The organism is Shewanella sp. MSW (assembly GCF_007636515.1).
Classification (GTDB): domain Bacteria; phylum Pseudomonadota; class Gammaproteobacteria; order Enterobacterales; family Shewanellaceae; genus Shewanella; species Shewanella indica.
On record NZ_LVDR01000015.1, the window covers coordinates 64,225 to 89,584 of the forward strand.

At 48.1% G+C, this 25,360-nt stretch carries 13 protein-coding genes; all 13 read right to left on the bottom strand.

Annotation, left to right across the window (positions count from 1 at the left end):
* Positions 1–144 precede the first annotated feature (144 nt).
* The 13 genes from AYI96_RS15570 to AYI96_RS15630 all read right to left on the bottom strand — a co-directional run bounded on the left by AYI96_RS15570 (position 145) and on the right by AYI96_RS15630 (position 25,268).
* Positions 145–6,423: a DEAD/DEAH box helicase gene (locus AYI96_RS15570; RefSeq protein ID WP_144361933.1), complete on the bottom strand. Its 6,279-nt coding sequence runs from the start codon at positions 6,421–6,423 to the stop codon at positions 145–147.
* Between the two features lie 14 nt (positions 6,424–6,437).
* Positions 6,438–9,752: an STY4851/ECs_5259 family protein gene (locus AYI96_RS15575; protein ID WP_144361934.1), complete on the bottom strand. Its 3,315-nt coding sequence runs from the start codon at positions 9,750–9,752 to the stop codon at positions 6,438–6,440.
* Positions 9,753–10,345: 593 nt separating this feature from the next.
* On the bottom strand, positions 10,346–11,254 hold the full coding sequence (locus AYI96_RS15580; protein ID WP_144361935.1) for a viperin family antiviral radical SAM protein: 909 nt from the start codon (positions 11,252–11,254) through the stop codon (positions 10,346–10,348).
* Between the two features lie 64 nt (positions 11,255–11,318).
* Positions 11,319–12,020, bottom strand: a complete 702-nt coding sequence (locus AYI96_RS15585; RefSeq protein WP_144361936.1) for a hypothetical protein — start codon at positions 12,018–12,020, stop codon at positions 11,319–11,321.
* Positions 12,011–12,361: a hypothetical protein gene (locus AYI96_RS15590; protein ID WP_144361937.1), complete on the bottom strand. Its 351-nt coding sequence runs from the start codon at positions 12,359–12,361 to the stop codon at positions 12,011–12,013. Before AYI96_RS15590 ends, AYI96_RS15585 begins: the two co-directional genes overlap by 10 nt.
* Positions 12,358–13,041 carry a hypothetical protein gene (locus tag AYI96_RS15595; RefSeq protein WP_144361938.1) on the bottom strand — a complete coding sequence of 228 codons (684 nt, stop codon included), beginning with the start codon at positions 13,039–13,041 and terminating at the stop codon, positions 12,358–12,360. The genes AYI96_RS15590 and AYI96_RS15595 overlap by 4 nt, the downstream gene beginning before the upstream one ends.
* 82 nt (positions 13,042–13,123) lie before the next feature.
* Positions 13,124–14,500 carry an McrC family protein gene (locus AYI96_RS15600; protein WP_144361939.1) on the bottom strand — a complete coding sequence of 459 codons (1,377 nt, stop codon included), beginning with the start codon at positions 14,498–14,500 and terminating at the stop codon, positions 13,124–13,126.
* A gap of 3 nt (positions 14,501–14,503) precedes the next feature.
* Complete coding sequence (locus AYI96_RS15605; RefSeq protein WP_260853011.1) at positions 14,504–16,981, bottom strand: McrB family protein; 2,478 nt, start codon at positions 16,979–16,981, stop codon at positions 14,504–14,506.
* A 51-nt stretch (positions 16,982–17,032) separates the two neighbouring features.
* The gene (locus tag AYI96_RS15610) at positions 17,033–18,364 is read right to left on the bottom strand and encodes a restriction endonuclease subunit S (protein WP_144361940.1); all 1,332 of its coding nucleotides are present in this window, start codon (positions 18,362–18,364) and stop codon (positions 17,033–17,035) included.
* A complete protein-coding gene (locus tag AYI96_RS15615) occupies positions 18,361–20,085 on the bottom strand; it encodes an N-6 DNA methylase (RefSeq protein ID WP_144361941.1) in 1,725 nt (574 codons plus the stop codon). The genes AYI96_RS15610 and AYI96_RS15615 overlap by 4 nt, the downstream gene beginning before the upstream one ends.
* 147 nt (positions 20,086–20,232) lie before the next feature.
* Complete coding sequence (gene hsdR / locus AYI96_RS15620; RefSeq protein WP_144361942.1) at positions 20,233–23,769, bottom strand: type I restriction-modification system endonuclease; 3,537 nt, start codon at positions 23,767–23,769, stop codon at positions 20,233–20,235.
* Complete coding sequence (gene csm6, locus AYI96_RS15625) at positions 23,769–24,911, bottom strand: CRISPR-associated ring nuclease Csm6 (RefSeq protein ID WP_144361943.1); 1,143 nt, start codon at positions 24,909–24,911, stop codon at positions 23,769–23,771. Before csm6 ends, hsdR begins: the two co-directional genes overlap by 1 nt.
* A gap of 147 nt (positions 24,912–25,058) precedes the next feature.
* Positions 25,059–25,268, bottom strand: coding sequence for a helix-turn-helix transcriptional regulator (locus AYI96_RS15630; RefSeq protein WP_144361944.1), 210 nt, complete (start codon positions 25,266–25,268; stop codon positions 25,059–25,061).
* Positions 25,269–25,360: the final 92 nt, after the last annotated feature.

Consider the following 25,360-nt stretch of genomic DNA (forward strand, 5'->3'; position numbering starts at 1 on the left):
ACCCTCAAGAAGCGTTAAAGGGAAATTTGTCGGTTTCGTTTCGTAGGTTTGGATGAAGAGGCCTGCATACACGAAGCCCCCTCACTGGGGGACTTCGTGTGTATTAGTTTTCAAGTACACTTATTGACTTGGAACAATAAATATTTAATGTTTAGACTGGTGCAGATAATAAACATCAGTTGTCCAATCACTTGAATTATGAACAACCAGTTCACCTTCCAATGATTTCAACATCTGCAGTTGACTATTCAGATCTGTCTCAAAGTCAAAGCTAATTGCCGCCCGTCTGGAAAAAGGATCTTTAACAGACCAATAACCGACACCTTGATCTAACTTGATTACCACGCTCTCACCATCTGAAAGTAGCAAACGCAGCTGCCTGCGATGTGCAATGTCAAAGCGGGAACTATGACAAGTGATGTCTGGGGCGATATTCGTCTTATCTTTCAACCATTCACGATAAGCACCAACAAAGTCATCCTCGTTTTTCCAGTCGTGGTGCAAGCATACTCCGACCTTTTCTTTGGAGTGGAACAACGTATCAAGCGCTATCGTTTTTATACTTGGTTTGACAATGCACAATGATGAAATAATTTGCGTTAGCATCAACATTGTCGCGGGGCTCTGAATGTATCTATCAGAATAATGGATAGCCTCAACATCCTTATTGCTCAAAAGTTCAACTAGTTTTGGTTCAAGTTTGAACAAATGCATCCAAAATGCCTCTCCAAAGCGAAGCAATTTTCCATTGAGCTCTTTATCAATTTCGACCGAACCATCAATAGTGCGAGTTTCTGGGGCGAGGAATTCAATAATATCAAGTTTCGATTCCAGAATCGTTTCGCTCGTTACTACCAATGAATCCGCTTTAAGCCAACCACTCCCCGGCAATGAGTCTTCAGGATTAGTTGACGCAACTGTGATCAACATCAACTCTCCTGCCAGCTGAGCCACTATGTTACCTTGTGGTGGCACGCCATTCGCAATTTTTGCCCCTAACATTTGCAACGTCCACAACTCATATGACAGTTCACGCCCGATGTCAGTCTCAGGTATCACCAAAGTCACTTCAACCTGATCCACTGACAAATAGGTGTTTATTGTTCGCTTAAAATTAGGGTGGTTAAGATCCCAATCATTTAGCTCTCCGGTTAGCCAAAGCGTCAGGCTGTTTGCACCTTTATTAATCTGCTCCTTGATTACATGAGCAACTGAAAAAGGTTGATACTTGGCATCGTCAGCGATTTTAATTTCATTAGGGATCTGATTATAAAAAGAAAATTCCGCACCCAACCAATCAAGGGCTACCGTTCGGTCGATAAGATCGATGTCATGCCGTGTATCTGACTCAAGTAGACATTCACTGCAGCCAGACCGGCATTTATCACACGCTAATTTCTCTACCATAGCGCTAATCAATGACTGGATATGAACATTTGCAGAACTGGCAAATCCAGCGCCGCCTGTTACCATGTCATAAAGCTGGACAACATACACTGCGCGAGTGCTATCCACTATTGCAGGCCTTACGGCGTAACCAAGTTCTCCAGTACCTATCCCGAGCTTATCTGCCAAAGCCGATCTGAGTGCGACTGCCAACGTCATCGCTACAATCTTACCTTCTGCATTAGCGGGAATGTATTCGTTTCTTAAAGGGTGTTTTAATACCAACTCGAAAACATCGGTTTTGGCGTGACTTCCCAAATGGACACCTTGTATGAGTGTTCCTGAACCATCACACTCCGTATTGAGGTCGCCCCGTTTATCAAACTTTGCCGCCTTCAATGGTCTATGTGGCTTAGACGGCGATAAAGCTTGCGGAAAGTCGCCTTTTTTGTCCAACGATTCGGCCCGACCACATTGCATACACAAGGCATACCCTTTTCCATGCAGTCCAGAACTGTGATTAAAAACCGTACCTTCAGCAGTAGAGACCATATAGCCCATGTTGGTGTTGGGTAGCGATATTTCCGTCGCATATTTACCTACCGAGACCCAAGCAGGCTCCACTGGTATGAACATCTGACTGGTAACATCATTGGAAGGTGAACTATAAAAATCAGTAACAAACCCGTTAGGCTGCAATACTCGACGAATGTGTTGGAGTTTTATCGGTTGGCCGCAACTTTGATTTGTACACACGATGTTTAGTTCAGATGCTGTGACTTCCTCTTCAAAGCCTGTTTGACCACAACAATCACAGCGCCAAGCCAAATCAAACTTCTGGGCCTCTTTTGCTCCTGAGTCTGAAACATTGTGCCAATGCAAGGATATTCCCCCAGAACGAAATACCCGGCCATCAAGCACTATTTCAGCTCCAGGAGCGTATTCCCGTATTGCTACAGCAAGATTTCGACTTGGCAAGCCACGCAGACGTGAAACGTTATCTTCCCGTTCCTCTTTGGCAGTTTTTTCCTCTTTTCGGCTTCGCAGATAATCTTCAATGTTGTTGTTGTCAAAATTCACAACATCGGTAGGAAATCCATATCCTGGTAGAAATGACTTCGACGCCAATTCTCGCAGCAAATACTCTTTGGAAAGCCGAGCTTTCTCAAGTTTCAACCGATAAGCATATGGGCTTTCAGGTAATGCACTCGTTTGCTCTGACTCAAGATATTGATATTCCTTTAGCCATTGCTTTTCCAGCTTATTCAGTACTTCAGCAGAATGCTCTCTGAGTTGATATGGTTGATATCCAGCCAGTACGGTGCCGCGCACCAAAGACTGTATTGCACCATCCCAGCAAACTGCATCGCTCGCCAGCCAGTCACGGAAACGAGAGCAAACCGAGCCATCCTGTGGGAGATAAAACCACTCAAGGTTCAAAGATGTCTTCTCTGTCGAGGTTGAACCAATAACATCACGCAGAAAAACAGCTAATAGCATCGAGTTAATATGACGCTGTACCAGTCTTTCCGAGTTAAACGCAACGTATGGCGCAGTGATCTTTGTTTCAAATGGCCAGGTCGGTTTTGAGAAAACAGCTTGGTCATGGGGGTTTGCCTTACAGAGGGTGTATGACATGGCTCTGGATTCTTTGCTTCGGCCTGCACGCCCTGCCCGCTGCAAGTAATTGGCAGGGTGCGGTGGTACGTTATTCATCACCACCGCAGAGATCCCGCCAATATCCACACCCATTTCCATGGTGGTGGAGCAGTTCAGCACATTGATTTTGCCCGATTTAAACTTGTCTTCGTAGTCTTGTAGTCGCTCTGCACTTTGCTGTGCCGAGTGTTCAGCTGTACGATAATAAAAACCACCTTCGACAGCCCGATCGTTAATATCCGTCCACAGATTTTGCTCTCGAAGCAACTTCACATGCTCATTTTGACTAACCAATTTTCGTGTATGGAATAATCCTTTCTGAAAATCGAACTGAGATGCATCGAAATGCCAAATTGACGGGAATGCGACCTTTTCACATTGATAATCAACAGGGTTAAGAATATTGCGTGGTAGATATGGCGTGAAACCTTTAAATGTAGTGTCCAGCAGTTTATTGGTAACCGGACAAATAAAAGCATTGTCGATAAATGAAAAAGTTAACTTTTCTCTATTGAGAGCAAAGCGGTTTTCATCAGCAACAAGCACCCTTGCCTTTTCAGTTAAATCACGCCATGCCGATTTCAGCCATGCATTGATGAGATCTCTATCCCGGTTAGAGTCAATGTTGAGGCTTGCCCCCAAACATAGAAGCTTAACCAAGCGATTCATCTGTCCGCTTTTTACCTGCGGCCACTTTTTGATCCGACCTTCATCATGCTCGTCAGAGTCAGGGCTTCTAAGGCTCTTCGAAGAGAATCGAGTACCAATCCAGCGCAGCCACCCCCCTTCCTCCACTCGGATAAAGGTGTTTTCACGGACATAGAAATCCAAGGATACTTTGATAAAGCTTTGCCAATCAGCCAGAGTTAGCCCATGTTCTTCCCAGCGAGGCGGACAAAGCGTAATCCTTTCCAAACCAGCGTAGCCAACTTTGACGAGCCCCTGAGTCTCAGAACTATTCTGGCGTTTAGGACGACGGACAAACTCGCGGAAAAGCAGCATTTCAGCCAATTTCACACTGCCATCGGTTTGTTTAAACACTTCTGGTGACATGTATTGGTTATAGAGCAGCATGGCGCCCTGAAAGTCACTCTTACCGGCGAGCGCTTTCACCATGTCATGCCACCCCACTTCGACTGTTTGAACCAGATCAACGCCTGAATCCATAGCATTGGCTTGTTCTTCGAGAAGAGATGCCGCTCCTTCCATCCCCATATTTTTCAACTCGTTAGCTTGCTGCCTCAGGTCTTGGGACGTCACCCCCTCTACCGGTTTATTAATATCGACAGGCTTTTCTAATTGCTTAGCTTTTAACACCTCAACCACAGCGCCACGCAGTTTGGAACGCTCAGCTTCCTGCTGCATCCGTACCGACAAGCGGGCGGTACCCTGGCGACTGTCGGTAAAGGTTATCAATCGGCGACCACGGGCTGGCAGCGACTGAGGCCCAATTTTGCTATTTTTATCATCTTCAGAATCGAAATCCGGACAAAACTCCAGTAAGGTCGGCACAACGTTTGCGATGTAAAATGGTGCCCCCAACAAGGCCCGTCTGAACGGTAATCCCTGTTTAGCTCCACCAAATTCGCAGCGACTGCAGGTAAGTTCAGCGCCCACATCAAAAGCAACCCGGTAACCCTCCGAATCAAAAGAATGTAGCTCACCGGTTTTGCTAAGCAAAATATCCTGATAGATCCCTTTGGTATCAGGTTTTGCTGCGATAATGGCTGGCAGCGACGAAGACTCATCGTTGTCTTGCGTCGAAGTTTCGTCCTCTGCAGATTCATGCTGCAGCGCGAACTCGTCAACTTCGTTGCCATTCCACTGCACCAACTTACCCCCTCGGTCACGGGCCATGAGATGAGGTTCATTACAGTCACCACAAAAGCTCAACTCAAATACAGGTGCACCGCATTCGCAGTGATTTGTTTGGACAGCGTAGACATAACCGAACGGCCAATCGTGCTCCAGCGCAGTGCCCTGCTTATGCAAACACTTTTTATCGATACAAGCCCAGAGACCATTGGTCATTCGCTGAAAAAAATGTGCCCTGACTTTGATAAACGCTTCCTGAGATAGCGACGGTTTTGTACCAGATAGCAAATCCAACCACCGCAGAATTTCAGCTTGGGACAATGGCGCCTGGTTAAGCCGCTTTGAAATTCTGAACCCTATCTCATTGATGGTGAGAGGCGTTTTACTTTCAACCAACACCTCTCTCAACGTCTTCGCCAAAGGCGATGCTAACAACGCACCAAATCTGGCTTTAGATACTTCCGGATCGGGCTTACCTTTGGCAACGGGTTGCCCAGATGGTTCTATACTCTCGAGCGCATTCAAACTAAGCGAATCGCCATCGACAAAGTCAAGCTCAGGAATAATTCTCCTACCATCAATGACTTTTACCTGTTCTGGAGACACACCAGCAAGCGCAGAGAGATACTTCGTCAATTGTTCACTCGCTTCTGCGCCGGCAATGGTTGCAGAGGTTGCGACGAAGCGCACATCCTTCGCTTCAACACCGAACGCCTGCAGTACTCGTCTTAGTTGTAAGGCCAACTCAGCAGCTTGCGAGCCAACATAGGTGTGGGCCTCATCAAGGACAATCCAACGGAGTGATTTTTGTTTGCGGGAAATATCAATTATCGGAGAGTCAACCTGCCTTACAAGCATATACTCAAGCATGGTACCGTTTGTCACCAAAATGGGGGCTGGTGATTTTCGCATCAGCTCACGAGACAGCACTTCATTGGGACGTTGCTTTTGCTCCTGGCGTTTTTTATTTTCACTGTTTTCTGTATTCCCGTTATATAAACAGTAACGGATGCCCCCATTAAAATGCTTTGTCCAAGCGTCTAAGCGTTCCTGTTGAGAGTTAATAAGCGCATTAAGTGGATACAAAAAAAGCGCTCTGACCCCCACTAATTGCGTTTCAGCTGCACAATACTCCTGATACAAATCCTGCAGTACAGGCACCATGAAGCATTCCGTTTTTCCTGAGCCCGTGCCTGAAGTAATAACCACTGATTTGGGCGGCTCTTCCAGTAAGGTTTGCCATGCTGTTAACTGATGTGTGTAGGGCTTAATGGACTTGTTAAATCGATAGCGTCCATTGGTTTCATTATCCAGGGCATCAACCAGCTCAGGGGCTAGCAGTTCTCCTGAAAGCTGTGCCATATCCCTGTCACCTGACTCCCAACCAAAAGTGTGCTCAAACACTGGCGGAGCGAGCATGGCCTGAGAATTACCACACTCAGACGACAAGAGTTCACTCAAGTGATTTCTAAGCGATGGATTCGTTATACCAAGGATGCTTAGTGTCGCCTCACTGGCTCTGGAAATAGATTGGGTCACCAACTCTGAAAAAAATCGTGTCATTTTCCAAACCTTGTTTATGCCTGAGTGAAATAATTAATGAAGCAACGATAGACAGGCTCAAACCACTCACTGTCAAAATCTCTTAATTTACGGAAGTGAAACAAGGCTTCATCTGAGCGCATCAGGGTATCCGCACCTTTGATAATGCCGCTGGCGATTGCCGCCGCGAAAATTGGAGCATAAACCACACCATGGTGGTACGTCCTCACAGTCGAAACCTCAAATGGCATTTGTCGAAGCGCCAAGCAACAATTCCGAATCTCGTCTCCGAATTCCTCAGGCCAAACCACATCTTCGGACTGCTGATTAAGAAGTGCTTGATACCAACCATTCATAGTGTGTTGCATTACGGGAATAGGTAAAGGAGGCAGCATCGAGTTGTGCTTAAGATAAGTTGCAACTATATCGTCCAACACAGAAATCGAGGTGGCAAGCTTATCCACCTGCTTTGACACAATATCCTGTACAAGGATATCTGATATGCCCACCGCAGATAGACTTTTTACCAATAAGCGAACCGCATGCTGCCAATCTTTTAGCTCAATAAACGCCCACAACACTGGAAGTTCGTCATCGATTTGAGCAATGAATTGGGGATCACATTCAAACCGAAAAAGTGCGACAGCCAAAGTGCGGGGATCCTTTACTAAATGGCGCCAAACTTCAAACGTCGACAGTGGCAAATAAGAGAAATTACGGTAAATATCTTTAAGATACTGCCAACCACTGTGGGTCCAGTCGTCCGCCATCTGAGATAACACAGTGCTTATTGCGTCCGGCGCAAAACGTGGATGATAGATTCGTGCAGCTTTCTGCAAGGTTTTTAGCTCGTCACTGTTCACGCCTTCCATCGAGCCTGGAATAAACTTGGCACGAAACATTATGCTGCTTGACTCCTGAGGGATAACCAACCAAGGACCACCTTCAAATACAAAGGATGGCAATTCATATAACCCGGTGTTCACTCCCTGGGACAAACGACCAGATAGCAAAATAGGTTTCTGCTCAGGATTGGCCAAATTCATTAATGCCGGCTTTAAAGACGATGATTGCAAAATACCCAAAGATTCAGGATAAACGGTGTTGTTACTTTTATCGTATTCAAGAACCATAGAGTAACGGCTAATCCTGTGCCGAATGATTCTTCCAGGCCCACTGATGGAAAGGTCAACCTTCGCGTCCAGAGCATCTGACGTCGACAACAGTGAAATAATTGCGTCCCTCAATCCGTATAGACTTATTTGCAGCGGTTTATCCGTGACCTTATATTGCCAACGATAGTAAGGCGCTCGAACCACGTTTTCTGAAGACTGACTAATTGCTTCAACCTGAAAGCTTGCAGGGCATCCCTGCTGCGCGAATAGATGTAAACTAGCCCCCAACAAATCATCAATCGACAGCTGACTGGCCAGAGCATTACCATCCGAATCAAAAGTTAACGCCCCCTTTGAAGGGAAAGGCACATCGATGTATATCGGATCCGCCCCCAGACTTACCGTCACCTCCAGCCGCACAGACTCCGGCGGCATATCTTTGGCTGACAAAAGGATTTCAGTCACGCCGCCATTTTTTTTCAAATCATCTACGTTAACCCGATCGGATTGAATCCTTGTCACACAAGAAAAGGAAGTGGAAACCTTAATACGGCCTTGATTGGGGGTTGCGCCAGCGATGAGATCTATCGAAAAATCACGAGGAAGGATACCTATACGCTTTTTCAGCAAAGTAACATTTTCTGACGTTCTGACAGAAAACGTATGCCGACCATAGACTTGTGAACCATGTAAGCTATTGATGATGTCTGAACCGAGATAGCTCGAGTATTGATTATTCACCATCTCGGAAGAACTTTCAGCAGGTGTGACGGAAGGTACTCCCAAGAAAATCAGGGCGGGGGTTGTCTTCCAATTAAGTTGCTCCCCTTTAATCACAACCGCGCCAAAACCATAATCTTCTGCACCAGTTGTAATTACAAAACGTTCTGAGTCAACGGTATTTATCTCACAACGACCTTTAAGCCGAGTCAGGCTAAAATCCCCAAACTTCATGCCGTTGAAATCATGCTCCCACTGCCCATGAACCAAGGTCATTTGCATACGCGGGGGACACAACATAAACACTTCTTCGCGACTTGTTGTTAATGACGCCTGCGCCAATACTCGCCAAGAGCCTCCCTCTTCTATCAGGGTAAGCGGCACTTCTCCAAGATCCAGCGCGCTATCCGCCAACCGAATGTCGGCCAGTCTCTGCCCCCCCTGCATTGCGACCAGATAAAGTTCGCTTTGTGCCTGACGTCGCTTGACCAGAGTGCTGGCCATCCTCATCCTGACTATCGCCTGCTCAGCTTCAAACTGAACGAATGCTGGACCAAGGGCTGCGATTTGCTTATCACCTTCAAAAACCGCCAACTCGATTCGTCCGGATGTCAGCTGCAATCTCGAGAGTTCAAATCGACAATTCAGCGGCAGTACAACTTCGGTACTGAACGACTGATTATCAAAAGAAACAAAGTGCCTACAGAATAGCCTCGTGCGTTTTCCTGCTACTCTTTTTACTGCCTCTGAAGCGCCGACCAGTAACTGACTGAGAAAGGCAGACCCCACCTCACTTTCCAACGGTAACGGAAAACTTCGACGCCACTCTGGAAAATGCTCATCCAGATATGCAGCTGGGCAGAGCTGTTTTTCCAGTGAAAATTGATGTACCAAGCCATCAAGCTGCTCAACCATATTTGAAATCAACTCAACGGACTCTTCTCCCTGTAAGTTTTCAGGCAATCGAAGGATTCGGCTAAGAATAAGCCGTTTAACCGCCTCTCCCCCCCACTCCTTTACCTGCTGATAGCCACTGAATATAGAGGTAAAAGCAAGCTGGTAGCCATTGGAGTCCTCGGACAATTGCTTTGAAGGCAAACCACCTTCTTTAAATAATGATCCTAAATAGTCACATCGGTCTGACTGGTAACGGGATATACTGCGCCCCCAATAGCACTCTAAGCCCAGCCTGACAACCTCTGCACGCTGCCCGTGCGTCAATTCAAATCCGAGAGTTTGGAAAATGGGTCGCCAGCTCCATTCAAGGTTATATTCACGGCGAAACCACTCGGCGCAATAAAGTGTATAGGCTGCGCACCATTCAGCAGATAACCTGCCAGGATCTGCGAACCTGAAAGATTCAGAAAGAATGTCTTTGAGCTCAGCATATTCTGCTGAAGAAACCTGGTACTGGTATAACGGAATCCCTTTTGAAGCCGTCAAACCACGTTGACTGAGAAAGGCGCTAATCCACGATCTTGCGGTACGCTGAACAGAGAACGTTGAATTGGGCATATTTGTGAAAACTCCTTGTAAAACACCGTACGGATAATACGATGAGATTAAGAGCATGTCATTGACCTAGGCCAAAGAAGCGAGTTGAGTTCAAGACTTGGGGCGAAGCGCCCCTACTGCCAACGGGCTTTAACACAAGGGCAGTAATGCACATAACCGCCCCAGTAATACTGCCGGCCATAGTATTGAAGCGCGGCCCTGCAGCGGAGTTAATAAGCTTATGTTGGAATGGCATACACCAATCAAAGCCGAAGTAAGCCCACGAACCTTCGCAGTCCAATTCAATGCAACGGCCATGCTACGCACTTGGTGCTACTGCCTGTTAACCCAATGATCGAAGTCGTTATGACTCAGGCAATAAAATGGACCAGTATTGTTGCATTCGCGCCTAACCAATAGCCGATATTTACGATTAACCCGGTAGCTCAACCAGCGCTTATTCCCCTTCAGTACTTTAGGGCGCATGCCACGCACAACATCTTTTGCCATTATTCTGACAATAAGGCGTTCGGCTCGGTGGATCATCACGCGAGAGGTTCCAGGACTAATCAGCCAAACTTGCAAACTCCCCAGGGTGACCAGATATTGATGACTCATACCAGGCCCTCCAATGCTGCGTCACTGGAATTTGCACTCACATAGCGCTGGGCAAATTTGGCGGTATCGAATCCGGTTTCGGCTAATGCCACGGCAATTGGCGTGGTGAGTAACGGGCGGCTCTTAAAGTATCCATGAGCCTGGTCAGTATTCTGGAACAAAGCGCCATCAGGGCTCAACATCAGATAGGAGTTGGTCATTGAGTCGTTATTCTCAACCGACATACAGTGCGACACCATTTCATGTCGCTGGACAAAGGCAGCAAATTGCTTATCGCTGATAGTCTGAATGGAGTCAAACACAGGTAAAACCCGCAGAATTTTCCACTTGTCAGGCTTAAGTGCCGTAATTAGGGAGCTGAAGTCTTCCTCAATATTAAACTGATTCACCACTGTATTGATTTTCAGCTCAGTGGTTGGAGAGTGACGCTTAACTTGCTGAAAAATTGATTGCAATCTCTCTGTTGATAACACCTTGCCAGACGCCGTCATACGTCCGATTTTTTGTTGTTCTGCAACAGAGCAGGCGTCGTAACTAATCCCAAGCAACTGCAATTTATGACTTTGCTCAGCAATAAATTGGTCACTGATTAAATGCCCGTTAGTGATAATGGATGTTTTGAAGCCTAGTTCAATGGCGTAATCCAATGCGTCAATAAACCTCTGCTTTAGCACTAAAGGTTCACCACCGGCAAAATTAAGGCGCACACTCTGATACTGAAGTTGCTGCTGAATCGGATTAGGGGACAAAAAGTACTGGGCAAGCTTGGCGAGCACCCGTTTCATCTCTTCCCGATTGCGGTACAGCTCGTTGGGCTTAGCCCATTTGGCATAACAATAATGGCAATCGTAATTGCACTTTTCTGTGATGTGATAGTTGATAACTAACTGATTTGCTTTGCTCATGACACAACTCCTTTTGATTGACAGGAGTAGTGTTGATTTGTGCACCGCACAAAAAAGCGTTATTTCAGTCCGGCAGAAAATTTAATAGCGCATTGAAGCTCAGAGCCTCCTGATACTCGCTGCGAACCCGCCGAACAAGATCAGCCAATGCCATATCAGCATGCAACAATGCGGGTTCAAGTTGGTCTGCCAAAGTTACGGCACCAGTAAGATCCTGCTCCAGCCAGCACAGCAGTAATTGCTCTTTGAAGGATAGTGACAGACGCTGCGTGCGAAGTAGTTCATACAAGAGCCCTGTGTGACGCAGAGCCATATCCATTTGTGGTAAACGCTGGGCTTCAAATGGGCATGAAAGGCGGGCTGCACGGAGGTTAAATGCCGGCTCACGCATCTCGCACAGAAATTGCTGCGCCTTCCGCGATAAATGGCTCACTGCTGATACCGTCTGGGCTTTCAGTAAAATCTCTTCACACAAGTTGGCGCTGGTCCTTCGGGTGGCAGGTAGCTCGAATATCGCTTTTACGTATTGGGTATCGTCAAAAAAAGCATCGAGCACGAGCGCATTGAAAAGGCAGTCGACAGCTTGTGACTGCAACCATTTTTTTCCCCGTTTACCCATACTCGGGTCGCTGAAACCGTCATCCACTATCAGTGACGACGGAATCACCCCATTACGCAGAAAACTGTTGGCTTTGGTTCGCAGTGCTTCGCTACCTGAAACGCCGAATAATTGCTGCACAGCCTGATTGCTATTCACTAGCGACATACGGCCTGCTCCAACAACTTGGCCTCACTGAAAGCCTGGTCAAGGTTGACCGATGCTATCACTTCGGCGGCACCATAAACCGACTTGCCATAGGAATAGGTGCAAGTGCTGTTGGCATGCATTATCGCGCCCAGGCAGTAACCGGCGCGGAAACTTTCCTCTTTTGACGTCGTCAGGAAAGCTCCAAAGCGGGGTTCATCGCGTTTTTTATACAACTCTGTGTATTCTTTGCAGGCGTATATCAAGAACTCAGCACTGCCGGGTTTGGCATTGGAATTCACCAGCGCATGACTTGGCTGGGTAATCAGCAGCAATCCGATACTGTAAATAACAGGCTTCATTCTGCACCTCCCATTTTAACAGTAGGACACTGGTTAACATTAGCAGCGAAGCCATTCACGGACGAGGCGGTAGCAGGCTCAGCAGGCAGAGGTACTGCAGAAACAGACTGCACACTGGAAAGAGTGCCAAGTCGGTGATAGCTATAGCCCAAGGTTGCCATGGTCAATAGATAATCTACTACATCCAGCATCGGCATACTGGCATAATCATCCACGGTTGTGTCATTGGCTGCCGCATATATCAGTAGCCCAATGAAAGCCACCAAAAACACATGGGCTTGATGTACAAAGGGGGTGATAATTTTACGCACCAGAGGGGCGTCAATTCGGCAGCAGAGCTTTATGTAATGGAAAGCAAACCACAGCAATCCAACAATAAATATAGTTTCAGCCAGATCCAGCTCTGACAGGGAATAAGAGTATTCGAATATCTCTGACTGCATCAGCAAACACAGACCAATACCCAGTATAAACATGGTCAATAACCACAGCCATTTCACCAAGAATTTCACTCCGCGCCAAATCCGCACTGCGAGGCTGACTCTTTTTGGGTTAATCTGGTTTTGTTGATTAGTGCTATCTTGATTTTTAGAGTTATTTTGCCAAGCACTATCATTTTGAAATGGGCTGGAGTTTTGATTCGCGCCGCAGCGTTGCGGTGCTGAGTCGGTTTGCTGCATAGGTTTTCCAACGTCCTTATTTTTGTCGTTTTAGCTTAAGTGATGCCTGTAGGCTTTGGCTCTTAAGTTCATTTGATTAGGGTTATGCGTTGCTTTGGGCCGGGTTCAAGTCGAAGGCTTTGGTAACCCACCCATCATCGCCCAAAGACAAACTGTCATCCTCAGGAAAGATTATGTGGCTCCTGAACTTGTCAATTTTAAACGGCAGCACCCACAGCTTCAGTGATCCAGAAAACGCGAAATGCCCTTCCAGTGGTTTTTGAAACGTCCCGGTCTGCGGGTAGATCAATACCAGGGTTCCCTCAGCCTTCAGGTACTTTTGCCCATACGCAAACATCTGATAAAAATCCGCCTGAGATAAATCAAACTTATCGGTGCTATCCGGGTTGATGCGCTTCCACTTGGTATCGAGCACGCAAACTTGTTCGCCATCCCTTTCAATCATCAAATCTGGCTTTAAGGTAAACAAATTTCGCTGTTTACCTGGTCCCAAGTGATGGGTAACAAGCTTCTCTGTTTTAGCTTGAGTACGGAGCGAATACGCGGTGGGAAGCTGGCTTCTCAGTGTTTTTGCGACAAAAGATTCAAACACTGATTCCATGGGGAACAGGAGTGAAGGCGCCTTTGTCCGCCCTTTCATGCTGATCGGCGAAGCGCCGTCCAGGATAAGTTTCGCCCAACTTAACGCAGCTTTATAATGCTGCATCCCACGGTCAAGCTTCACGCTATCGAAATCTTGTTTAATGTTCAGGCTTTTGGGCACTGCATCAAATGCAAATAGCAGTTCCCGCAGCAACTTCTGATTGCTGTGGTTCCTGCAGTATCCTTGCACCATGAGCATAGCGCTTTTCAACAGGCGGTTAACCCGAGTGTTTTCCACATACTCATCAAACTCACAGTAAAATCGGTGCTTTGCCACAGTATTGTGACGAAACTGCCCTACCATATTGAGTTTGCCTTTTTTAACTAAAAGGTTGTCTACCTTACGCAAATAATCACGCTTCAGGCCCCGTTTAACGATGTGGTTCACACACTCCAAAAACTGAGAGATAAACACTTCAAGTAGCGGCATTTTCAGCGTTTTAAGGGCAGCGTTATCGAGCTGAATGTGGCGAAACTCTCCCAAGGCTTGCAGCATCACAAGCAATGTTGCACGGGCTTGCTCATAAGTCGTTTCACCCGAGTCAGAATCCAGGCCCGTTTTAGGTAACACCTCGATATGATCCCCGGAAGGAACAAAAATGATGCCGACATAGTTTTGCACCTGAAGCAGCCTGCAACCACGCCTGAAGCAGGGCTTCATCAGCTGGTTGAAACCAGAGTTATCCTCCGTCAGGCAGCGCTCCTCTAAGTAGGCAAAATCTGCATCGGGGATCACTGTGTACCCCTTTGCATCACCAGCATAACTATCTGAGCAGAGGTAACCAAACTCAAACACTGTGGGGGTCACGCTTTGCATCACTTATTCGAGCTCTCGTTTGGCCTGGTTAGTCTGGTATATGCCAATATAGGTTTCTTCTAACGTCCACACCTTGTCAGTAAATGGCTTTAATTGGTATTTCTTGGGCGCATCGCCGTAATGATTGAGTTCATTGGCTGAACCAAATAATGCGGTTAACTTTCCATCGTCTAACGTCGTTTCGTCGATAAACTGCAATTGAGCTTCACGCTGGTTATCCCCCAGCACCAGGCGGATTTTCTGCCAGTCTTCAAAGAAGTACTCTTGCAACAGGGGAACTACCTTGTCCTGGAACACACTCACCAGCTTGGCAAAGGCGTCATCTTCCTTACCTTCGTCTTTTAAATTTCTCACCGGCATCAAGAACGCATGGCCGAGGGTGTGCTCACGGTCGTACAGAATCTCAATGCGCTCGTTCAGTGTTTGCAGCAAGCGCTTAAGATCGATGCCATTTACTAAAGAACCACCCAATAAAGCTGGGTTTGGCATCATCTCGACAAAGTCAAAGCGGCGGCGCAGCGCGGTATCCATCATCGCCAGGGAACGGTCGGCAGTATTCATAGTGCCGATGATGTCGACATTTGCCGGGACCGAAAAGGGCTCTTGGCTATAGGCAAGTTTCACTGATATGGCGTGTTTACAGCCAGCACGTTTGTCGGCTTCGATAAGTGTGATCAGCTCACCAAAAATTTTAGAGATATTGCCGCGGTTAATTTCGTCAATAAACATCGCATAGCGGTGGTCCGGGTCATTCGCTGCGCGCTGGCATAGCTGTAGAAAAGCGCCCGATTCAACAGAGTAGTGAATGTTTCCATCGTCATCGGTTTGTGCTCTTAATCCTTCAATAAACTCTTCATAGCCATAAGACTGATGGAAGGTGGTGGTACTGTAACGCTGGATCACCTCGGCGGATTGTGGCCCTTCTTTGATCTCGTTTGCCAGGGCGACCAAATCTTCCACCAACTCCAACTTCTCTTTGACAATAAACCAGAAAGCATCTTCGGTTTTGTCAAAAATTGCAGGCTCGCTGTGGGACTGATACTCCACTGTTTTTGAATCCAGTATGGTAAAACTCTGCAACGCCGCCCACGCGGTATTGGCCAAGTTTTTATCACGATGATTAAGCGCTGCCTTGCACTGGAAATACTCATGTTCAACCAGCTGTTTTACTTTGGCTTTCCCACCAATATCCAGTAAACACAGGGTCAACACCTGCATCCAGTTTAACGACTCAAGCTTGGTTTTTAACCAAACATCATGCTCCAGCACTTCTGGCTGACTGGTGTATTGTTCAAATTTTTTTTGGAGCAGATAAGTTTTGCCCGTTCCCGGCGGGCCATAAAGAATTTGGTTTAACGGGGTGACCCTATCGTTAGTATTTCCCATTGGATGAACCTCATAGCCGCTCTGAGTATCTTCCCTGACTTGATCCAGACGACCATCTCGAATGTCTTCGTATATTTGCCATGTCGCCATATTGGCAAACATGGGGTCGTAATCCTCCGGAAGATGTGTCGATATAGCCCGCTTAAATTCCTCATTCATTTCAAACCAATTTCCTTCAAGGGACAGTCCCAGGGAAAAACGCTTATCGAGGTAAGACGCAACTACTCTGAAACAGTTTTCGTCGACCGTTGTAGTACACACAGTCGGTGAGATAGCTGCAAATACTCTATTCAGCAACGCCCAGTACATTTTATTCAAGGCACCTTCTGACTTGGCATTTTGCATCATCTGCCTGGCTTGAAGGTAGGTTTCGGAAGTGGCGTTTTGCTTAATAAGAAATGAAATTTCCCGCAAAACAGGCTTAGCCATTTCGTACTCTTTGTGGGATGGCATACCTTGTCTTAGACTGGAAACAGAGTTATCTCGCTCGTACCAAATTAACGCCAAGGTCTCATCTGAAAAGTCTGGGTCAGCATGAATTTGATTAAACGTTTCTCTGTATCCTCTATACCAAGCCGAACTTGGGTAGGATCTTTCATGCACATATCCGTTAAACAAATCGAGCAGGGAATCGCCCGTTAAGCGCTCATAGGCAGGTTTTAAGTCCAGCGCTATCAGATAGTCAATCAGCGCGTCTTTTTGGGGAAACTCTGCAATTCTATATCCTGTTTTTTTTGAGCCAGCGGCTACCTCATCGTCACGGGTATATACCAAACTGTCACCATCAAAAACAAACTCGATAAAATCTGGCTCCAATGCCCTTGCCAGAGAATAACGGTGGGACAGATATTTGTTCACTTCCTGCCGACGTGAGTTATCTTTCGCCGGAAACGTGGTTTGAATATGTTGCTGAAGCGTTTTGCGTTCAACAACCTCTGCACCCGATGCATGCTGTGTTACCAGTCCACTGCGTGTTAGCTCTGCTAATGCCTTAAATACGGCAATAGCATAAAAATCTGGTTTGTTAATTTCTTGGCTGGTTAAGCAATCAACGACATGTTGCTTATACGCAGTAAATTTTGTCTGAAAATCCATTTAGGGGCCTTTAAATATGCACGCCCGAAGGCGTGCTGGATATAAAAGGAATTACGCCGTCGCCTGCTTACGCCCTACCTTTTTCGCGGTTTTGGCTAAGGCTTCGGCCTCGGCGCGCGCAGCAGCGATGCGTTCCAGCAGTTTATCCGCCGGTTCGTCATTTGGGTCTTGCGCCACCAGCTCACCACGAAACGCCTTGGCAAGAATGCTTTGGGTCAGCTTATCCACCCGCGCCTGCGCTTTTTTCACCTGCGCTTCAATGGTGTAGGCAAAAGCAAAGTACTGGTCGACGAGACGGACGATTTCTTTTTGTTCGCTTTTCTTTGGCAAACTACAAACAAACGCTCGCATTTTTTTTATCCCGAATGCAGCCTGAGATGTTGAGTTCGCCTGTTTAGCTACTTCTTCCATTGTCGTTGGTGATGATAAAAAGTACTGAATATACTTAGGGTCAGCTAAACTAATTTCTGGTTGAATAAGAATTACATTCGCAGAAAGAGCAAAATCAACGCCAATTGGTAATACTGTCGCCTTACCCAAAGTACCTATTTTGCCAAATATAAAATCACCTTCTTTTAACGTGTAACGAGCGTTATGTTCTTTAAGTACGTCAGGCGAAACCTTACGAGCATTTTCAATATCAATTGAACCATCCTCCCGTAGATCACCAATACTAACAAATGGAATTCCATCTTCAACTACGGGCGGAGTTCTGTGACTTGGATGCGGATCTTGGATGTGAGCTGCTTCTTTTAAAGTAATCTGTTTCCAAGATGTATCTTCAGCGCATTCCCCACGCCACTCCTCCGTCAATTTCCCCGATACCGCAGAAGCGAGTACCGATTGGCGGAAGCGTTTGAGGATCGCGGGAATGCCATCGAGGCGCACTTTGATGGTGTCCACCTGCGCCAACACCTCATCCAGCTTTTCAACGATGCGACTTTGTTCGGCTAGGGGGGCAACCCTAACCTCCAAGTCCTTTAAAAACTGACCACTTATTGCCTTAAATGTTGACCCTGTTCCTTGCTGAGACGTCCATGGCTCTATGGAGCGCAAGTAAAGTAAAAGATATCGGTCGGCTTGTTCATACGCTCGTATTGCGCTTAGTCCTCTTCCGATTGAGCATTTTGCTGGAGCTAAGTTTGTAGGTCCAACGGGTGCCCTCACCGACAGAAGTATATCGTCCTTCTGGGCAAGCTTTTTCGGTTTAGTGCAATACTTTCTCACTTCTGGATAGAGTTCTTGGAACTCGGCCTTTCCTTGAAAGAAAGGGATACCATCTCCGATATCATTGCAGTCACTACTCGCCGGTGATTGGCCCATGATTATTTCAGCAAATTGAGGTAGCTTGGCCTTAGCCCATCCCTTCGGTAACTGGCTCATGCCTTCGCCTCCTGAACGTCACCGTCCAGGCTCCCTTCCGCAGGCTCTAGCACCTGTTCTTGCTGTTTTTCCGCCAGTCCAAACGCCTCTTCAATCAACAGCTTTTGCGCCTCTGCCTCATCATTGGCCCCAAGCGCCTGCATCAGTTGGTACAGTTCGCTCAAGGCTTCGGTCAGTTCTGCCATTGCCTCACCCGCCAAAACATCCGGCTCTGGCAGGTTTTCGGCGCTGGTCGCTTCCAGGTCTTTCAGCCAGGAAATATCCAGGCTGTCGCCCTTTTGGTCGCGGATATAGTCGCGGCTGAACTTCCTCCAACGCGCGTTGGCTTTGAGATACTCGCGTTCAAACTCGGCTTGATTAAAGGCTTGTTCCTTTTCGGCGGCATTTTGCTTAGCCTGCGCTATCGCTGCCAGCTTCTGCGCTTCAAAGCTATCGCCATCGGCATAGATTGCGCCCAAGGTCTCGTAAACACCTTCTTCACGCAGTGACTGACCGTTTTTATCGCTGCCGTAAGCGGCGATAAAGGCGTCAAAGTGCTGTTCCGTTAATGGGCGGCGCTTACCAAAGGTGTTCATATTGGTGCGCATATCAAACACCCAGGTTTCCTTGGTGCAGCCCTTGTCCTGACGCGGATTCTCCGGGGTGCCCTTTTGGAAGAAGAGCACGTTGGTTTTCACGCCCTGGGCGTAAAAAATGCCGGTGGGCAACCTCAAAATGGTGTGCAGGTTACATTTGTCCATTAGGTCGCGGCGGATATCAGTGCCCTTACCGCCTTCGAACAACACGTTATCCGGAATGACCACGGCGGCGCGGCCACCCGGCTCCAAGGCATCGTAAATATGCTGGATAAAACACAGTTGCTTGTTACCGGTTGGGTGCACAAAGGTGCGGGTAATGTTGGTGCTGGCGGCGCTGCCAAAGGGCGGGTTGGTGAGGATCACATTGGCCTTTGGCAGGCTTTCACCGGCGCTGCCAAGGGTATTGCCCAAACGAATTGCACCTTCGTTGGCATCGCCTTCAATGTCGTGCAGCAGGCAGTTCATCAGCGCCAGACGGCGGGTTTCCGGAACCAGCTCCAGGCCGACAAAGGCCTTTTTCATCTGAAAATCCTGGTCGTCATCATCAAGGTCATCCAAATCATGGGTGCGGGCCTTGATGTATTTATCAGCCTCAATCAAGAAGCCTGCGGTACCCGCTGCCGGATCTTGAATGATTTCCCTTGGTTTGGGCTGCATGACTTTTACAATAGTGCTGATAAGCGCACGGGGGGTGAAGTATTGCCCAGCGCCGGACTTGGTTTCGTTGGCGTTTTTTTGCAGCAGGCCTTCGTACATATCACCGAAGTCGTCACGGCTTTTGCCCTGCTCTCCTTCATACCATTCCAAACTGTCCATATTGCTGACAAGCTCCGTAAGCTGCTTAGGCTCGCGGATGGTAGTGTTGGCATTTTGGAAAATCGCACGCACTATGGCGTGATCGTCGGCCCCCAGTTGCACCAACAGCTTACGGTAAAACTGATGCTGCTCCTGGCCCATTTTTCCTTTAAGGTCATTCCAGCGGTAACCTTCGGGCAGCAAGTCTTCTTCCTGCCCGGTTTCTTTACACATCTTCAGGAACAACAGGGAGGCCAGCTCATTGACGTAGTTTTGGTACGACACCCCGCCATCGCGCAGGTTGTCACAGAGTTTCCAGAGTTTGGCGACCAGATCGTTGTTGTTCATTGGTACTCTCTTTTATTGGCTTGATGGGCAGCCTTATGGGCCGCCGCTATTTGTAGTAGCTTGGGATAATTCACTGTCTCGCCGGTTGACTCAGGCATCCCGCCCCCGGCAGTGCCAAGCTCAATGCATGGTAAAAATTGTACGCAGCTAGGCCTGGTGATCCCACATAAATTCGCTGAACCTGGCGACTATGGTGTCTAATTCGCCATCGAACACCGCCTGTAATTTGGGCTTGCCACCTCGACGTTTGTAATTGCCGATTTTAAAGGTGTCGTCATCCAGCACCACTTTCTCCTTGATGGACTCGGCCAAGCGGTCGAGCCAGCTAAGTTGTTCATCGTTCCAGTGATTGCCGCTTTTTATTTTATCCAGGGCGATATCGACCCGGCGCTCAAACGGCAGCAGCGGATCACCCATGGCGGCGCGGCGGATATGGCCAATCAGGCGAGCGGCGATGTCTTCGTTTTTGGCCACCCGCCAGGCATGGCGCAGGCTCGAATCATCATAATGCTGGCCATCAAACCACTCTTGCAGTTCAAGCAGGCCTTTGCGGGTTAAATCCCGTGGCCGATTGATGACGATATCAAGTGCAGCTTGGCGATTGGCGCTGTTGCTGACCAATTTATCGAAGGCATCCAAAAAATCTTCGGCATGTTCGTGCTCGCCAAATTGTTGCCGGACTTCAATCACTTCATCGTGGATATCGGTAAAGATTGGCATCTCGCGCAGGGCGTTGATGTCTTGCTTGAGCCTTTCGATACGGCCAACCAGATTGCCGATTTTGTTAAAGACTTCTGCCGACCACTGGGGCCCTTTTTGTTTGAGGGTTCTAGCGAGCGAATTGAAATCGCACCCGGCGGCGTTTTCACACAGCTCATCGAGGCGCTTTATCTGGCTGGCGATATCTTTGGATTTGTCTCGGCTGAACTGCGCCAGACCAATCACCCGCTGCAACTTGGCGACCAGCTGTTCGTGACTGTGCTCGGCAAAACTGCGGCCATCGGCTTCTTTCGCCTTGTAGGTTTCTGAGTCGGTGATTTCATTGACCAGGGTTTGCAAATCCACCAGGGGCCGCACGACCACAGGGCGCATGGTGTCGACGCTTTGCAAGGTGGCGTACAAATCTACCGCATCGAAAATGCGGAACGAGGTTTTGCCCACTTCTGGGCAAAGTCGAGTCGCTCGCCCTTTCATCTGCTCGTAGAGAATGCGGCTTTTGACTTTACGCATAAACACCAGATTGCAGATGCTGGGTATATCAATGCCGGTGGTGAGCAGGTCGACTGTGACCACTATGTTGGGCAAACGCTCTTTATTAAAGCGAGTGATCATCGACTGCACCTTGGTGCTGTCTTTATCCGCATCGCCGGTGATTTTGATGATGGCATCGTGCTCCAGCTGCGGATATTTTGCACTGAAGGCGGTACGCAGCTCATCGACCACGGTATCGGCGTGGGTGTTATCGACACAGAACACCAGCGTCTTTTGCAGCCCTGTCGGGTCGAGATACTTTACCAGCTCCTCACAGACCACCTTGTTAAAGTTGGAAGCGATAAGGCCACGGTTAAAGTCGGCCACCTCGAAGTTTTGATCATCTTCAAGAGTATCGTTTACCAACTCCCCCTGGTTGCTAAGCCGGGTAACCTCAGAGCCTTTGGCGATATAGACACCGTCACTGTTTAACTGGGTGATAATCCTTATTGGTGGCTCCTGATCGCACAGATAGCCATCCACCACCGCTTTACGATAGCTGTAGCGGTAAACCGGGGTTCTCTCTGGCCCACCAAAGATGTCGGTGGTGTGCTGAGCCGGTGTTGCGGTAAGCGCCACTTTGACCGCATCGAAGTGATCGATAATACGGCGGTAGGCGGAGATATAGTCGAGCTGATTGCGAAACTTAAGCTCGCCCTCGGTTTGTTCTTTATCGAGGATGTAACCACGGTGGGCTTCATCAACTATGATGCAGTCGTAACGGCCGACCGGCATCACTTCGTCGCTTTGCAGCGTACGTTTTACCAATGACTGCACAGTCGCAACATGAATTTTGGTGCTGTCTTCGGGGAATCTGTCGGTTAGCCCCTTGATGTTAAAAATGGCGTTAAAGCTATCACCTTTGATGATGGTGTCTTCAAAGGAGCCCAGCGCCTGAGCACCCAGTGAGGTGCGGTCGACCAAAAACAGAATACGCCTGAAACGCTGCGATTGAATGAGCCGATACATAAGCGCGATTGCGGTACGGGTTTTACCCGTGCCGGTTGCCATGGCGAGCAGGATATCCTGTTGCCCCTGAATAATCGCCTTTTCAACCGCCTGCACAGCCTCTTCCTGATAGTAGCGCAGACCAAGGTCGCTCATATCCGGATGCTTGGCAAACCAGTCGTTGAGAATGTGGTTGTCCCGCTCCAGCAGTTCTACCAACTCTTCTGGTCTGTGCCACTCGGGCAGTGCCTTGGGCATGTTATTGGGGCGGCGAACGTCGCGATACCAGATGCCACTTTTGGTTTTAAACGTTGCACGATACTCGCGGCCATTGGCAGAAAAACAGAATGGCACGTAAAAACGGCGACCATCACTGTCGGGCCAGTTTGGCGCGTAGGCAGAACATGACTCGGCAACCTGGGCGAGCCGATGCTCATCTCCGTGAGCCGCTTCCATCAGTAAATCACGGAGTAATTTGTGGTCGAAGCACTTGCTGTAGCGATAGGCTTCGCTGAGTTTGGCACTGACGTCTTTGTTATTCTTTTTAGCTTCGATCACGCCGATGGGCTTAAGCCCCACAAAGAGAACATAATCGGCAAAACCTTGCTTGCCGGTTTCGTCAGTACCTGTTGGCCATTCGGCAATGGCCATATTACGGCCATGCTCGGGACGAGTGCCTTTAGAGAAGGTGAGGTTTTGACTGTCGGCATCCCAACCGGCTTTGCGCAGCTGAGCATCGATAAGGTAGCGGGTTTCAGCCTCGCTCAATTCGAGACTGCGGCTGATGGCCTGCTCGGTAATCTGCTTGTGGTAAGCACGACGTTCCTGCTCGGTCTTTTTGGCAAGCTCGGCATCTTTTGCCGCAAGCTGAGCCTCCAGTGCTGCGATTCGTGCATCGGTTTGGGCCTGGGTTTCCTGCTGCTTACCTTCGAGGATGGCGATATAACCGTTGAGTGCGACCAAGCGCTGCTTTTGTGCTTCGAGTGCGGCCTTGGATTGATGTTCTGCCTGATTGGCGGATTCCAACTGGCGTTTCATCTCCTCGACTTCGGCCAGATAGCGGTTGTCACAATGAGAAGGCAGAACAAATGGCGGTGGCTGAAAATCCAGATCCTTGGTACTAATTCGGTAAAACCATATACCGAGGCGGTAGCCCAGACGCAGACACATTTCGGCATCCTGGAGATCGTCATGATATTCATGGACCGCCTTATTGCCAATTTGCCGAAGTTTGTGGAAGACACTCATGATCGCGTCATCCATGAAACGCAATTTCCCGATTTCGCGCAGCAGTTCGTGCTGATTTTCAGGGATGTCTTCAAAGCCCAACATGTTGGCGAGGATTTTTGCCGTCATCTCACCGAACTGGCGCATTTTGACCAATGTGGTGTTCGGGTCATCCGGGTAATTATTTTCGGCGGCACAGGCTACGGCGTACAGGAAGTCGTTGACGCCTCTGAGAAACTCAAAATTGGATTTTTTCATTATGACTTTCCATTCGATAGTGCCGCACCGTAGAGCGAGCCGTGGGAGCAGAGTGCCACGCGATACCTTTGCCCGGCTTTTTCTGGGAATGACAACACGGCCAGCTTATCTGCAGTTGCCGCCGGCAATACTTTTTTAAGCTTGTGATTTATCTGGCTGCAGACGGGCTGAAGAAAAGACTTCTCCATCCCTGTTAATTGATGAAGATTTTGTTCTTTAAAATCCTCGGGGGTTATCCCGAAACTCTCAAATACTCTCGGGTCCTGCGACATAGTGGCAAACAGACTTAGAAAGCCCTGGCTGTGTGCTGGGTCTTCATCAAAATATCTGTCTACCAGCATCCCCGCTTCACCTTTGTGATAAAGCCAAAGATAAAAGGCCAATTCCTTTGCGGTGAGCTTAATCTCAACGCCCAGGGTCTCGAGAGTTTTGGCCTTGGGATTGATTTTGACCGACAAGGTTTGGTCTTGCCCGGCGTTAAGCAGTGCCACCGTTTGGCTGAAGGACAGGTTTTCCATCGAAGCCAGCAGACTAGGGTCTATGGAATGCCGCATTTTTACAAAGGGGATTTCTGCCAGGGTTACCCGGGCCTTACTGACGTCAACCTCGCCCTGGCCATTCTTACCTGTGACCCATTTGGCTGATTTAGTGGGAAACCAAAAATCGCGGACAAACTCATAGTCATCATCCACAAAAACGTGGCTTAGGGTATCCCGCTCCCGCCCCAGTAAGGACATGGCGTAACCGGTGTAAAAAGCCATGGTTTTACGCCCTCCCGCAAGTGATGTATGAAGCGCGATGTCGGGATTACTTGTTAACCTGAAGAGTGCCTTGGTAATGAAATCCGCCATATGACTTTGATCGTTGATGGATTTAGCATCATCAACCTGATTGCCAGCGTCATCTTCAATCAACCAGATATGGGACTCATCGAAACGAAACTCAGGGAGCTGATATTCGTCTTTTAGCGCTTGTAAATGGCCGTCACGAAACAAACCATTAATCAACAACGGCTTGGCCGAAAGCGTTGTAATAACATACACTTCTTCCGGAAACGGCTTGCCACTCTGGTGGATAGCATACAGGGTTTCTGTCAATACCTGAGGGCTTGCCCCTATCGTAGCTAATAGAATGTTTTTCATAACGTTCCGTGTTTGAATCGCTTAGGCCATGAGTTTACTCGGGTCTGATAGAAGAGGCTATCCCCACCCTCACGATATGTGAGGGTGGGGAAAATGAACCATCATCAATGTCATGACCCTAAACATTAAGGAGGCCTCAAAAGCAATCTATGCCGCAACTTCTGATACTTTTTGGCTAGTATCCCTTGCTGCAATTCGCTCTTCTATCCAGTTCAAAATCTCTTCTTCTACCCAGCCAACGGAGCGCTCGCCGAGGGATACCGAGCTTGGGAATTTTCCGTCAGCCATCATGCGGTATACACTGGCGCGGGACAGGGCTGTCAGGTTCAGTACTTCTTTCAGTTTAATTAGTCTCATGATGAGCTCCTGTTATTGACTCATCACATAAGCGCTGTCAGTAATTTTTAACTTTTCCGCATTCACTCTGCAGCCCGCTTTTCGAAACATTT